This window comes from Arsukibacterium sp., assembly GCF_018402695.1.
Taxonomy (GTDB): Bacteria; Pseudomonadota; Gammaproteobacteria; order Enterobacterales; family Alteromonadaceae; genus Alishewanella.
The window spans coordinates 263,151-276,505 of record NZ_JAGYIM010000009.1 but is presented as its reverse complement, the minus strand read 5'-3'; the positions used below and the strand labels follow the sequence as shown (position 1 = coordinate 276,505).

General features: G+C 52.5%; 13 protein-coding genes. 4 read left to right on the top strand and 9 right to left on the bottom strand.

Annotated elements, in window-relative coordinates; genetic code table 11:
- Nucleotides 1-9 precede the first annotated feature (9 nt).
- On the bottom strand, nt 10-2,082 hold the full coding sequence (locus tag KG631_RS03395; RefSeq protein WP_213995227.1) for a GNAT family N-acetyltransferase: 2,073 nt from the start codon (nt 2,080-2,082) through the stop codon (nt 10-12).
- Nucleotides 2,083-4,254 (bottom strand): DNA helicase II, encoded by a 2,172-nt coding sequence (uvrD, locus tag KG631_RS03390; RefSeq protein WP_213995226.1) that lies wholly within the window; start codon nt 4,252-4,254, stop codon nt 2,083-2,085.
- Nucleotides 4,255-4,408: 154 nt separating this feature from the next.
- Between uvrD and KG631_RS03385 the strand changes: the two genes are divergently transcribed.
- Together KG631_RS03385 and KG631_RS03380 are read left to right on the top strand one after the other, a co-directional pair.
- Nucleotides 4,409-5,194, top strand: coding sequence for a hypothetical protein (locus KG631_RS03385; protein WP_213995225.1), 786 nt, complete (start codon nt 4,409-4,411; stop codon nt 5,192-5,194).
- 66 nt (nt 5,195-5,260) lie between these two features.
- The gene (locus KG631_RS03380) at nt 5,261-5,635 is read left to right on the top strand and encodes a hypothetical protein (protein WP_213995224.1); all 375 of its coding nucleotides are present in this window, start codon (nt 5,261-5,263) and stop codon (nt 5,633-5,635) included.
- On the opposite strand, the gene KG631_RS03375 is transcribed toward KG631_RS03380, so the two are convergent.
- Genes KG631_RS03375 through KG631_RS03345 form a run of 7 tightly spaced genes read right to left on the bottom strand, consistent with a single transcriptional unit; the run spans nt 5,632 to nt 12,266 of the window.
- Nucleotides 5,632-6,336 (bottom strand): HAD-IA family hydrolase, encoded by a 705-nt coding sequence (locus tag KG631_RS03375; protein WP_213995223.1) that lies wholly within the window; start codon nt 6,334-6,336, stop codon nt 5,632-5,634. The genes KG631_RS03380 and KG631_RS03375 overlap by 4 nt on opposite strands.
- Nucleotides 6,323-8,380 carry a M14 family zinc carboxypeptidase gene (locus KG631_RS03370; protein WP_213995222.1) on the bottom strand — a complete coding sequence of 686 codons (2,058 nt, stop codon included), beginning with the start codon at nt 8,378-8,380 and terminating at the stop codon, nt 6,323-6,325. The genes KG631_RS03375 and KG631_RS03370 overlap by 14 nt, the downstream gene beginning before the upstream one ends.
- Nucleotides 8,380-9,327, bottom strand: a complete 948-nt coding sequence (locus KG631_RS03365; RefSeq protein WP_213995221.1) for a tyrosine recombinase XerC — start codon at nt 9,325-9,327, stop codon at nt 8,380-8,382. Before KG631_RS03365 ends, KG631_RS03370 begins: the two co-directional genes overlap by 1 nt.
- Nucleotides 9,314-9,970, bottom strand: coding sequence for a DUF484 family protein (locus tag KG631_RS03360; protein ID WP_213995220.1), 657 nt, complete (start codon nt 9,968-9,970; stop codon nt 9,314-9,316). The genes KG631_RS03365 and KG631_RS03360 overlap by 14 nt, the downstream gene beginning before the upstream one ends.
- Nucleotides 9,967-10,797: a diaminopimelate epimerase gene (gene dapF / locus KG631_RS03355; RefSeq protein ID WP_213995219.1), complete on the bottom strand. Its 831-nt coding sequence runs from the start codon at nt 10,795-10,797 to the stop codon at nt 9,967-9,969. Before dapF ends, KG631_RS03360 begins: the two co-directional genes overlap by 4 nt.
- Before the next feature lie 13 nt (nt 10,798-10,810).
- Nucleotides 10,811-12,067: a diaminopimelate decarboxylase gene (gene lysA, locus KG631_RS03350; RefSeq protein WP_213995218.1), complete on the bottom strand. Its 1,257-nt coding sequence runs from the start codon at nt 12,065-12,067 to the stop codon at nt 10,811-10,813.
- A complete protein-coding gene (locus KG631_RS03345; protein ID WP_213995217.1) occupies nt 12,054-12,266 on the bottom strand; it encodes a lipoprotein in 213 nt (70 codons plus the stop codon). Before KG631_RS03345 ends, lysA begins: the two co-directional genes overlap by 14 nt.
- A gap of 72 nt (nt 12,267-12,338) precedes the next feature.
- Between KG631_RS03345 and cyaY the strand changes: the two genes are divergently transcribed.
- A complete protein-coding gene (cyaY, locus tag KG631_RS03340) occupies nt 12,339-12,674 on the top strand; it encodes an iron donor protein CyaY (protein ID WP_213995216.1) in 336 nt (111 codons plus the stop codon).
- Complete coding sequence (locus KG631_RS03335) at nt 12,675-13,355, top strand: alpha/beta fold hydrolase (RefSeq protein WP_213995215.1); 681 nt, start codon at nt 12,675-12,677, stop codon at nt 13,353-13,355. It begins immediately after the preceding gene.

Below are 13,355 nucleotides of genomic sequence, written 5' to 3'. Positions count from 1 at the left end.
TACCTGCAGTTACGCCAAGCTACTGCTAATTTGCTGCTGGATCAGTTTAATACAGGCTGCTTTGCCCGCCAGTTGAAACCGCTTACCGATGGTTTGCCAGCTTTGCTTTTGCCATAACCGGGCTGCCAAAACCGCGGACGCAGCAGGCTCAAGCTGAAGATAGTGCAAATTAAACCAGTAAAGTAGCTGGCGAGCGACAAGCTGATAAGGTCGTTTTCCCTGTGCGAATAACTGCAGTTGTCCGATGTCTGTTTCATCCAGCGCTACTGTCGGTGGCAGCACCAACTTTCTGATTACATCGAAACTCAGATTTGCCGGATATTCTTGCAGGCAGTGGTACAGTTCATTGCCAGATTGCTGATTAAGCTGCTGCACTAATTGCTTATTGCCATTAATTGGCTTAAGCATTAGCACTGACGGCTCACTACTGGCATTGTCGGCAAAGTTGCTAAGTCGCACCGGGGTATAATCTGCCGCTTGCCAGAATGCCAGCAGGCCCGGACTGACGCCAAAGCTCGTACCCAGCCAGTCAATATTTTGTTGTTTCAGTAAATTAGCAAGTTCAGCCAGTAAGTGGCTGCCCAGACCATGTCGTTGTAAAGGCCGGACAACGGCAATGCGCATAACCCGCACCAGGCGCTGGCTTGCCAGTTGTGGCTGAGCCAGATGAAATGCCAGGCTTTGCGCCAGTAAATGCCCCTGCACCCGGCGGTCGCCCTGATAAATTTTCTGGCATAGTTCAGAGGCCAGCTCGCCTTCATAACTTAATAACGCACATGCTAACAGCTGGTCCCGCTGATACAGGGCAACAACGGTAAGCTGAGGGTTGTCCAACAGCGCGGCGAGATCTTTAACCTGAGTCTGATAATGCGCCAGACTAAGTAAGTGAAACACATCAGCAAGTTGTTCAGGTTCAGTTAGCCAGTGATTGTGCTGAAACTGCCGCAACTGCAAGGCTTGGCCCGGTTGAAAAGTTGGATCTGCGGAAACTTGTTTTAGCAGGAAGCTGTTAAAAATAAGCTGCTCTAGCGGGTCCTGCTGCTGATAGCGTACCGGCTGCACAATTTGCAGTCGTTTCCAGCCCTTTTGAGTTTCGTCAAGATAACGTTGAAAACGCAATTGGAAGCCACGACCGGTGCCCTCGTAACCATGCTCGGTAGTGGCAAACACGATCCGGCTGTAGCGATCAGCCAGTTGCTTCAGAACTGCTGTTGGCAGGGCGGCGGCTTCATCTATTAATAAAAGGTCCAGCTCTGGTTGTTCCAGTAGTAGCTGGTCAACTGCTATAAAACACAAGCCAGGTGTGTCTGGTAATTGCTGCTGGTAATGACTAATAGCAGTAGCCGCTGCATTCGGGCTGGCTGCGGTGATTACCAGTCTTTTTTTACCTTGCTGCACCAGCAAGGCTGCAGCAAGACCCAGCGCGGCAGATTTGCCGCGACCGCGATCAGCCACCAGAACCAGCGGCCTTCTGCGATGGCCCGACACCACTTTTAAAATGGCGGCTACAGCCAGCTGTTGTTCAATGCTGGCATAAGGGGCTGCTACAGCTGATGACGGCTGAAGATCTGGTAGTTTCAGCGGCTGGCTGAGATTGAGCGTTGAGTTATTCAGGGTGAGTTTAAGCAGCTGACACTCAGTCAACCGGGCTAACCAGAACCGGATAAATTGGCCATGATGCTGCTGGGGATCCAGCGGATAAGGCAACAAAGCACTGTGCGCCGGGTTTGGTTGCTGGCACCAGTGTTCATCAGTTGGCGCCAGAATTAACCATAAGCCACCGGCCTTTAAACAACCGGCGCTGGCAGCGGTTAAATCAGCATTAAAACCAGAAAAAGCATTAACCACCAGCATGTCGCACTCGCTACCCAGGAGCTGATAGTTATTGCCGGGCTTGAGCTGCGTACTGGCCGCTGGCGCTTGCTCACCCAGCCAGTAAAGAGTTTGTGGGGCTATCGTGGCAATCAGCTGCTGGCACTGCGGCAGCAGCTCATCCTGCTTGCCTTGCAGCAGCACCGGCAAACGGATTTGGCGGGCGGCAGCCTCAGCCAGTAGCGGTTGCAGGCAGGCTGTTACCGGCATTTAGCCAGCAGCCTGCAGTCTGGCGTAGGCTGTCATCAGCCACTTACTGCCAAGCTGGTCAAAATTAACCTGAATACGTGATTGCGGCCCTACACCCTCGTAATTGAGCACTGTGCCTTCACCAAATTTATCATGCAGTACCCGTTGACCCAGTTTAAAACCGGTGTTTTCAAAGGCAACATGGCTGGCGGCACTGCCAAAACGGCCAGCCTGGGACGGCCGGCTGACCTGCGTGGTTAACCTGATTTCTTCCAGATATTCCGCCGGGATCTCACGAATAAAACGCGAGGCTTTATGGTATTGCTCCTGGCCATATAAGCGACGGCTTTCAGCATGGCACAAGTAAAGCTTTTGCATGGCGCGGGTCATGCCGACGTAGCAAAGCCGGCGCTCTTCCTCCAGCCGGGTGGGGTCGTCGCCACTTTGCTGGCTGGGAAACATACCTTCTTCCAAGCCGCAAATAAACACCAACGGAAATTCTAGCCCTTTGGCACTGTGCAGGGTCATCAGTTGCACCGCATCGGAATGCTCTTCGGCTTGATAATCGCCGGCTTCCAGCGCGGCCTGTGATAAAAAAGCTGCCAGCGGCGTCATATCTTCGACAGTACTGCTGTTAAAGTTCTGACAGGCGGTAACCAGCTCGTTTAAGTTCTCAATCCGGGTCTGGGCTTTCTCGCCCTTTTCGGCCTGATACATAGCATATAAGCCTGATTGCTTAATAATATGCTCGGCCTGCTCAAACAGCGGTAAATCGGTCAGCTCCTGCTCTAGCCGGTCCACTAGCTGCATAAACTGTTCAATGGCATTGGCGGCGCGGCCACTTAGTTGTTTTTGCTGCAACATCTGCTGCAGGGCTTGCCACAGGGTCTGCTGCTCGCTACGGGCGTGCAGCCGCACTTTGTTCATGGTGGTATCGCCAATGCCGCGGGCCGGGGTATTAATAATCCGCTCCATCGCCGCATCGTCCTGGCGGTTGCTGATCAGCCGTAAATAAGCAAGGGCGTCTTTAATTTCCTGCCGCTCATAAAAGCGTAAACCACCATAAATACGGTAATGCAGGCCTTCCTGAATAAGCGCTTCTTCCAGTACCCGCGACTGGGCATTGTTACGGTACAATATAGCGCTTTCAGTCAGGCTACCGCCCTGGTTATGCCAGCTGCGAATACGCGACACGATAAAACGGGCTTCGTCCAGCTCGTTAAAAGCGGTATACAGCGAAATGGTTTCCCCGTCGCTGCCGTCAGTCCATAAATCTTTACCCAGCCGGCCACTGTTATTGGCAATCACAGCGTTAGCGGCTTTTAAGATAGTGGCGGTTGAGCGGTAGTTTTGCTCGAGGCGAATGGTTTCTGCACCATCAAAATCGCGCAAGAATTGTTGAATATTTTCAACCCGGGCGCCGCGCCAGCCGTAAATGGACTGATCATCATCGCCAACAATCATTACTTTGGCTGCGGTACCGGCCAGCAACCTTAGCCAGTTATACTGAATGGCGTTGGTATCCTGAAACTCGTCTACCAGAATATGCCGGAACCGCTGCTGGTAATGGCCGCGGACATCGGCGTGGTTTTTTAACAGCTCAAAGCTGCGCAGCAGTATTTCGGCAAAATCGACTAAACCTGCGCGGTCACACATTTCCTGATAGGCGGCGTAAATTTTCACCATCTGCTGCAGGCTGAAATCGCCACCGGCGTCGATCATGCCCGGGCGCTGACCATCATCTTTGCGGCCATTAATAAACCATTGAATTTGTTTGGCTGGCCAGTGTTTTTCATCCAGATTTAACGCTTTGAGCACTCGTTTAACCAAGCGGTACTGATCGTCAGAATCAATGATTTGAAAGCCCTGTGGTAAACCGGCCTGCTGATAATGGGCCCGCAGCATCCGGTGCGACAAGCCATGAAAGGTCCCCATCCACAGGTTGTTTAAACTAACGCCAATAGTGCTTTCAATCCGGCCGCGCATTTCCTGCGCCGCTTTATTGGTAAAGGTTACCGCCAGCAAGCTATAAGGGGCGACGGTTTCCACCTGCATTAACCAGGCTAAACGATGCACCAGGACCCGGGTTTTACCACTGCCAGCGCCAGCTAAAATCAGCATATGCTGCGCCGGTGCGGCCACCGCGTCACGTTGTTTATCGTTTAAACCATCCAGCAGGTTGGATACATCCATCAGCACATCTCAGTAAACCATTTGCGGCCATTATAACAGCCCTGTGGTAAGCGCCAAGTAAAGCCGCAGGTTTTAGTGGATAAATAACCAGTATCCTGCGCAGTTTTAACATTTGTACCGGACAAAAGGCTGGTATTTAATTCAGGAACTGGTTATGTTTTGCTTAAAAAACAAGCGTCAGGACGATAGCATGCCTTTTAAATTAATTATTAGTCTTGCAGGTATGGTCGCGATAGCCGTGGTTTTGCTGTCGCTGGCGATCGGCGGCGAAGACCAACCAGTAACCGGCACGGCGTATAAACAGCTTAGTGTTGACCTACCGCTTGATATGACGCTTAGCCGGTTTGCCAGTGCAGTGCCAGCCAATTGCCATGATAGTAGTGAGTTGCTGGCTATTGAACATACTTTTGATAGCACCAGACTGAGTCAACTAAATACCGCGATGCAAACATTGCATAACAAAACTGCCGATACTTTCTGGCAACCGTTGGTTGATTTGTTTAAACCTAAGTCGATTTGGCTTAACCCTACCGATTTCTCGATTGGTTACTCAGAGCATGCGGTTGAGGTGAATCGACAGGTTAAGCGCATCGTCGTCAATTATCCGGAGCAGGATAACTACACCAGGGTTTATTTGAGTTATGACCTGCGGGTTTCAGCTGTAGCTGAAGTAGACGTCGTTGCCAATAAGTTAGCTGAGAGACAAAGCCTGACTGTTCCGGTTGAGCAAATTAGAAATAAAACTTATGTTGATGCCGCTGAGCCGCTTAATGGTGGCAGTATTTCAGATTGCGCTGTGCCAATACTACCGCTTTTGCTGCCAGAGCTACACTGGCGCACTACTGCAATACCTGATAAGCATTATTGCCTGCTGCAGGGCCTGGTAAGTTCTGAACCCGCTATCGATTTTCATATAAACTGCCAACAATCATTATTCTGATTACTTGTTGCTCAACAGCTATTTATCTGTTAAAAAATTGCCTGGAATAAAAATAGGGAAATAAAAATGCGCTTAAATGGCTGGCAGCGACTTTATTGTATTCTCGTTGTCGGGTGGGTTGGCTATCTGGCATTTGCAGCCCATTCGGACCTCAGTTTTGCGGATGAACGTATTGTGGAACTTACTGCAGCTGTCCAGCGAATGGAAGCACAGCCGGAACCGGACGGCACCCTGGCAGGCTCAATCACACATCATATTAACGGGCACAGCCCTGCACAATTAGCAGAGCACTATGGGCAGCAGTTAAATCAGGTGCAAGATTCTAAAACCACCACCATAACCACTGCGCTGCTGTTGGCGGTAGTGCCGCCGATCCTCATCTACTTAATTATTTTCTGGGTAGTTGCCGGCTTCCGGTCATCAGCCAAGGCAGCCAGTTAAGCTGTAATTAAAGCTCCTAACTGCCGCACATCGGTTAGCCGGATGTGCGGCAAGATGTTTACCACTTGCTGATGATGATCAAGCCAGGCGGTTTGGCAACCGGCGGCTAAGGCACCCATGACATCGGCGCGGTGGCTGTCGCCAATATGCAAAATTTGCGAAGGGGCAAGTTTAAGCCGCTCTGCCGCCACGTTAAACATATCCGGGTAAGGTTTCATTTTACCGTCGGGTCCGGCCTGCAAGCTGAATTCAAACAAGTCGCCCAGGCCCATTTTGTTAATACAGGCATTACCATTGGTTATGGCGATTAACCGGTACTGTCTAGCAAGGGCTGCGAGTAGCGCTTTGACCTCCGCTGATAAGCTTATTCTGGTGCGGGCGTCCAGAAAAGCATCATACCCCTGCTGCGCCACTTTTTTAGCCTCTGCACGCGCTATGCCCAGCTCAAGTAGCCCTGCTTCAATCCCCAACAAGCGCCAGCGGCCAATATCATGCCGCAGTTCCGGTTCAACTTTTGCCAGCTTTAAGCGGTGCTGCCACCAGAAGTCACTGTCGGTCTGGCTACTTTGTGGTGCGTGCGCTGCCAGCGCGCTCAGCATTGCCTGTTCAGCGGCCGCAATAACCGGTGCGTTATCGTACAGGGTGTCATCCAAATCAAATGACAACGCTTGCAGTGGCGTCAGAGCTTTATAAATGTACATGAGCTTTCCCAAAAAAACGACGGACAAACAGCAGCAATAACAAGCCGCTATAAACGTATAGGCTGCTGCTGCCGCCACTGCCTTCGGCCGCGGCAGGCGGTGGCGGCGGGGCAGGAGGAGCGGTAACGGTAACGGTTTTGCTGGTGCTGGCGCTTAACTCATTGCTGTCGGTAATGGTTAGCGTTACCTGATAACTGCCGGCGTTGGTAAAACTTTGGTTTACCGTGGCACCACTGAAGTTGCTGCCATCCGACAGCTGCCATTGGAACGCCGTGATCTCAGAATCTGCGTTACTGGCGCCGGCGTCGAAGGTGCAGCGAAGGGCGTCGCACTGGCTGCTGAAATCGGCGACCGGGCTGCGTAAATCACCAACAGTAACAAACACAGCACTGACAGCACCGACATTGCCATCGCTGTCTTCTGCCTGTACAAATAACAGCTGTCTGCCTGCTGGCCAGTCACTGCTCAGTAGCTGGGCCTGCATATTGGCCACTGTACCATTGTCATTGCTGTTAACGATGTCAGCAGTGGCCAGTTCGACACTGCTACTGTGCCAGGGCGGTGCATGCTGGTAGATCCGGGCGGCAACCACGGTTTGTGCCGGCTCACGGCCATTGTTCTGGCTAAAACGCTGATCATCGGCGGTAAGGCTCAGGGTTACTTCGTCCCCGGCCTGAATATAGGCATGACTAGCCCCGTTAGCGTTCAGGGTAGTAATCTCCGGCCCGGCTGGCTGCAGGTAAGGCGCTTTGCTGACTTTAGCCGCATAATTCAGCAGCGCTAAATTGGCCGGCAGCAGTGAATTGCTAAAAAACTGACAGCCCTGAAAAAAGCTGGTTCCCAGCTCCAGGGTAATCGCTGCCACACCCAGCTCACCGTAGCTAACACTGTCACTGGTGCCGTCGGTCGGGTACAAGCCTATGCTCTGACTGGGGTAATAATTATTAAACCAGGCCAGCTTGCGGCCCAACGTTTGTAATTGGCTGGCGTTGGGTGCCGGGGCAGTAGTATGGCCCCAGGGCCAGAGCACCAGCTCGCCGGCGCTGTGTAAGTCGAGGTGAAACCCGGCGGTGTCTGCTGCTGCCGGATCCTGAAAGCTGCTGCCACGACGGTCGGCATATAATTGGCGAACATAATTTTCGACAGCCTTAGTTTCCGGCTCTGAGCCTGCCTGCGGGCCGCGGTACACGGTAGAGCAGGCATCGTCACTGGAACCATTGCTACTGATATTCCAGCTATAGCTGAAATTGCGGTTTAAATCGACCCCGGGTTCATCCTGCGGACAATGCGTAAGGTTGGCATTTTTACGCCAAAGCTGGCCTTGCTCGGCATACTTGCGACCATCAGGGTTCATCTGAAACAACAAATGAATTTCAGTGAAATTCAGCAGCCAGTTGGCATCGGCCTGCTGCTGGTAATTTTCTAATAACTGCCGGGCAAACTGCAGGTTAAGTTCAGCCGTTACATATTCACGGGCATGCATGGCGCTTTGCACAAATAAGATGGGCCTGGCATCAGCCTGCTCAGCGACCGGCTCGCGCCGGCCCAGTCGCAGCACCATCAACGGATAGCCGCCTTCGCCCTGAGTATGTTGCCAGGAACTGCCAATACTGAACCACTGCGCAACGTCAGGATAGTCGGCGGCTAGTTGTGCTGCCTGCTGATAGGTACCCTCTACTGTGTGGTAACACGGGTAGCCGGCTATGGTGTCAGCAGTAGTATCAAAAGTTGTGTCGCTGCCTGCCTGGGTTTGGCTCTGTATGCTGAGCTCGGGGTAGGCATTGGCCGCCAGGGGCTGCCAGCTGATGCCGAAGTCGGCGAGTGCTGTCAGTTCAGCGGCGGGTAGCCGCACGTCTAAGGTTAACGCCGTGCGATTGGTCGCCAGAATATAAGGGTGCAGGCTGATACTGGCTTTGGCAAACTGCGCCATATCACTGGTCTGCAAGCGCACCTGCTGGTAAGGGGTATCTGCAGTCGCTGATCCAGGGATACTGGCCAGCAGCAACAGCAGACTAAACAAGGCTAAATGCACTGATACTGTCATTACGGCTTTTTCCGGGCCCTCGGGTGAGCGTTGTCATACACCGCAGCCAGATGCTGAAAATCAAGGTGGGTGTAAACCTGAGTAGTACTAAGGTTAGCATGGCCCAGTAAGTCCTGCACGGCACGCAGATCACCGCTGGATTGTAGTACGTGGCTGGCAAACGAGTGGCGAAGCATATGCGGATGCAGTTGCTGGCCGAGGCCCTGCACTTTGGCCCAGTGTTCGACCCGTTGCCGTACCTGGCGCGCGGAAATTCGCTGCTGTTGTTTACTTAAAAACAGCGCGTTTTGATCCGTCTCCGGCGTGGCGGCGCCTAATAACAGATGGCGCTGACTGAGCCAGTGCTGCAGCGCTTTTAATGCCACTGAGCCTATCGGTATTTGCCGTTCTTTACTGCCTTTACCGCGCACCCGGATTAACTGCTCGTGCCAGTCGATATCATTGATATTGCTGCCCACTAGTTCAGCCAGACGCAAGCCGGACGAGTAAAACAACTCCAGCATGGCTTTATCCCGGCACGCTAATACATCATTGCTGCTATCAAAGCTGAGCAAATGCTGCAGGGCATCGATATCAAGATTTTTCGGCAATTTGGCCTTGGGTTTGGGCACTGTCAGGTATTGGGCCGGGTTGTCGTCAACTTGCTGCTGTTGCTGCAGATAGCGGTACAGGCCGCGCAATGAGGCAACCGTTAACGCCAGGCTACGGGCACTCAGGCCACGGCGCCGGCCGTTGGCCAGATAGCTTTGCAGCGTAGTTTCTGTTTGCTTGTGCCAGCTGAACTCTGCTGGCTCAGTGTCCAACGCTTGGGCGCTCTGGCTGGAGGCGAACAGGTTAAGCTGCTGGCGGTAAGTTTGTAGGGTGCGGCTGGCATAGCCACGCTCAAAGCGCAGATAGCTAAGATATTGCTCTAAATCACGTTGCCAGCGCGGCTCAGCTGTCGTCATGGCCGGGCAATACCAGCAATAGCAGTTTGGCCAGGTGGCGGATAAACAGCCGGTCCATGGCCGGTTGAAAGTGATCATCCTGCTCGCTACCAAAGGCTAACAGTGCCAAACCGGGGCCGCTGCCAATTTGCAGTAAGGCGACTGAATGAATGGACTCGCCGAATAACGGCTGCTGCTCTTCCTTGTTTAACCGGCCCAGATAAACATTGTCACTGCTTAAGCGGCGCGATAATAGCAACTGGTACTGGCTGATCGCACTGCTGTCAGGCTGCAGACACACCAGACGGCAGGCATGCACCTGCGGCATACTTTTGGCAAACTGCTGCAGCGCCTGCTCGGCATCGGCCAGCGACGGGTTTTGCAGCAAACTTAAGTGCAGCGTATTAAGGGCATGAAAGATATGCTCATTCTGGCGGGCGACCGACATTAAGCGGGTAATATCATCTTCCAGCGCGGCAATTTTAGTCCGTTGCATTTCCAGCTGACGTTCAACCAGCGACACGCTGCCGCGTTGCTGATGTGGCAGGCGCATCTGCTGTAGCAGCTGCGGATACTGCTGAAAAAACTCCGGGTGGTCCTGCAAATAATCCAGTACCACGCTGGCAGCGATTGCCTCTTTATTCTGAGCCAGGTTGTCGTTCATAACGAAAGTTGTCCATCAAATACGTGTTCAGCCGGGCCGGTCATTTTCACAACCTGGCCAGGCCCATTCCAGCGAATATGTAAGGTTCCACCGGGCAAATCTACCTGCACCTGTGGCCCCAGTTTTTTCTGCAGCTGACCTATCACGGCAGCGGCACAGGCACCGGTACCACAGGCCAGCGTTTCACCAGCGCCGCGCTCCCATACCCGCAGTTTAATATGCTGTGGCGATACTACCTGCATAAAGCCTATATTGGCTTTTTGCGGAAACCGCTCATGCACCTCCAGCAGCGGGCCCAGCTCAGCCACATTGGCGCTGGTAATATCGTCCACTTCCAGCACAGCGTGCGGGTTGCCCATCGAGGCTACGCCGCACAACACGGTATGCTCATCAGCCCGCATAATGTAGGTGGCTTCCTGCTTCTGCGCTTTAAAAGGTACCAGGGCAGGGTCCAGCTGCGGGATGCCCATGTTCACCGTTACCTGGCCGTCCTGTTCAACATAAAGGGTAATTTTGCCCGACTTGGTACTAACCTGAATTTTGTTTTTATTGGTTAGGCCGCGGTGACGAACAAATTTGGCAAAACAACGAGCACCGTTGCCGCATTGTTCTACTTCACTGCCATCAGCATTAAAAATCCGGTAATGAAAATCCAGTTCCGGATCATAAGGTGGCTCGACCATCAGTAATTGGTCAAAACCAATGCCGAAATTCCGATCTGCCAGCTGGCGAATTTGCTCTTTGGTCAGAAACAAGTTCTGGCTAACACTGTCAACCATCACAAAATCGTTGCCAAGGCCATGCATTTTTGAAAAGTTAATTATCATCAAAGCCTTATCGCTATTCGCTAAGCAGCTGTTCGCCGCGCCATAAATCCTGCCATTGCTCACGGGCCCGGATTAAGTGGCAGCGGTCGCCCGCTACCATCACTTCGGCCACCCGCGGCCGGCTATTGTAATTAGAGCTCATGGTAAAGCCGTAGGCACCGGCCGAGCGCACCGCTAATAAGTCGCCCTGGGCAATGGCCAGCATCCGGTCTTTACCCAGAAAGTCACCAGTTTCACACACCGGCCCTACCACATCATACAACTGGGCGGTTGCACTGCTTTGCTGCTTTACCGGCACAATATTCTGCCAGGCACTGTACAGCGCTGGGCGGATTAAGTCGTTCATTGCTGCATCAACAATGGCGAAATTCTTCTCCTGACCAGGCTTCAGAAACTCCACTTTGGTCAGCAAAATGCCAGCATTGGCCATAATGGCGCGGCCGGGTTCCATAATCAGTTCCAGCTCCGGATACTGTTGCAAGCGCTCAACCACCTTGCTGATATAAGCATAAGGCTCGGGCGGTGTTTCTTTGTCGTAAGTGACCCCGAGGCCACCACCAATATCGATATGGCTTAGAATTATGCCATCTTGTTTCAGTGCTTCAATTAACTGCAGCAGCTTTTCCAATGCTTCCAGAAAAGGCTGGGTTTCAGTCAGTTGTGAACCAATATGACAATCTACTCCCACCAGTTTGAGGTGGCTCATTTCGCGGGCGGCGCGGTAGATTTGCGGTGCCTTTAAAATATCCACGCCAAACTTATTGGCTTTTAAGCCGGTAGAAATATAAGGGTGGGTTTTGGCGTCTATATCGGGGTTTACCCGCAAAGATACCGGCGCCACAATATTCAGGCTGCTGGCGACCTGTTGCAGGCGCTCCAGCTCAGCTTCTGATTCAACATTAAAGCACTTAATGCCCAGTTGTAGCGCAAAACGCATATCGTCTGCGGTTTTTGCTACCCCGGAGAACACCACTTTTGCCGGATCGCCACCTGCAGCAATTACCCGGCGCAGTTCCCCGCCTGAGACAATATCAAAGCCACTACCCAGTTGGCTCAGGACATTTAACACCGCCAGATTACTGTTGGCTTTTACCGCATAACACACCAGGCTGTGTGGATGAGCTGCCGCCGCACGGGCAAAGGCCTGATAATGACGCTCAATAGTCGCCCTGGAATATACATAGCAAGGCGTACCGAACTCCGCGGCCAGCGCAGTCAGATCGACCTGTTCGGCGTGCAAGGTCTCGTGCTGGTAATTAAAGTGGTCCACGGTTTTGCTCCTCACTGACGCTTGGCTGCTGTTCACTGTCGTCTGGCTTAGCCGGCTTTTCTTGAACCGGCTCTGCCACTTCTGGTGCAGCTTGTGGTAAGGTAAGAGGCCCTTTTTGACCACAGGCGGTTAGCATAATGCTGCCCAGCAATAAGCAGGCAGGCAAAAGAAACTGGGATGAAATGCGCTTCGTTTGCATGGTTTCTATTTCTTTAACGGCTTGACGCTCTATAATCGCATCCTTAGCGATAAAAGCAAACAGGTGACGCAGATGAATGACTTAGAATATGACGAATTAACCGACAATACCCTGTTAGCGGTAGAAGAGGCGATTGAGCAACTGGAGCTTGATTTAGACTACGAATCGCACGGTGGCTTATTGTCGATAACCTTTCCTGATCAAAGCAAAATTATTATTAATAAACAACCGCCGCTGCAACAGCTGTGGGTGGCCACAAAATTCAATGGCCATCACTTTGAATGGCGCAATCAGCAGTGGATTGATAACCGTACCGGCAGCGAATTCTGGCAACTGTTGTCAGACGCGGCCTCAAAACAGGCCGGCAGCCCGGTGGTGCTGGCCCCGCAGCAAGCTGGAACAGAATAAATGGCGTTACTTCCTTTCGTTGATGTAAAACCAAACGGTGTAATTAAGGCTGCCGTAGTATGGCTGCATGGCCTGGGTGATTCCGGCCATGGCTTTGCGCCGATAGTGCCAGAGTTGCGTTTACCTGCCGATGCAGGTATCCGGTTTTTATTCCCGCATGCGCCAGAGCGGCCGGTAACAGTCAATGGCGGCATGCGGATGCGCGCCTGGTACGATATTAAAACCATGGATTTAGCGCACCGGGCCGACGAAACCGGGGTACGTGAATCAGCCAGCGCAGTGCAGCAGTTGCTGGATAAGTTAATAGCCGATGGCCTGAGTAGTGAGCAAATTGTGCTGGCCGGTTTTAGCCAGGGCGGAGTAATAGCGTTGCATTTACTGGCTCGCCTGCCGTATAAACTGGCCGGGGTGATGGCGTTATCAACTTACATTTGCGCGCCGGAAAAACTGGCCACAGAGGCAACATCAGTTAATAAGGCAACCCCGGTGTTTATCGGCCATGGTAGCCAGGATCCGGTCGTGCCGATGGCCGCCGGCCAGCAGGCGTTTCATGCTTTAAAAAATCTTGGCTTTAACGTCAGCTGGCAGGACTACCGGATGCAACACAGCGTTTGCGCACAGGAAGTGGCCGATATCAGCAGCTTCTTGCAACGTCGCTTAATGACAGTAAAGGAAAGCTAA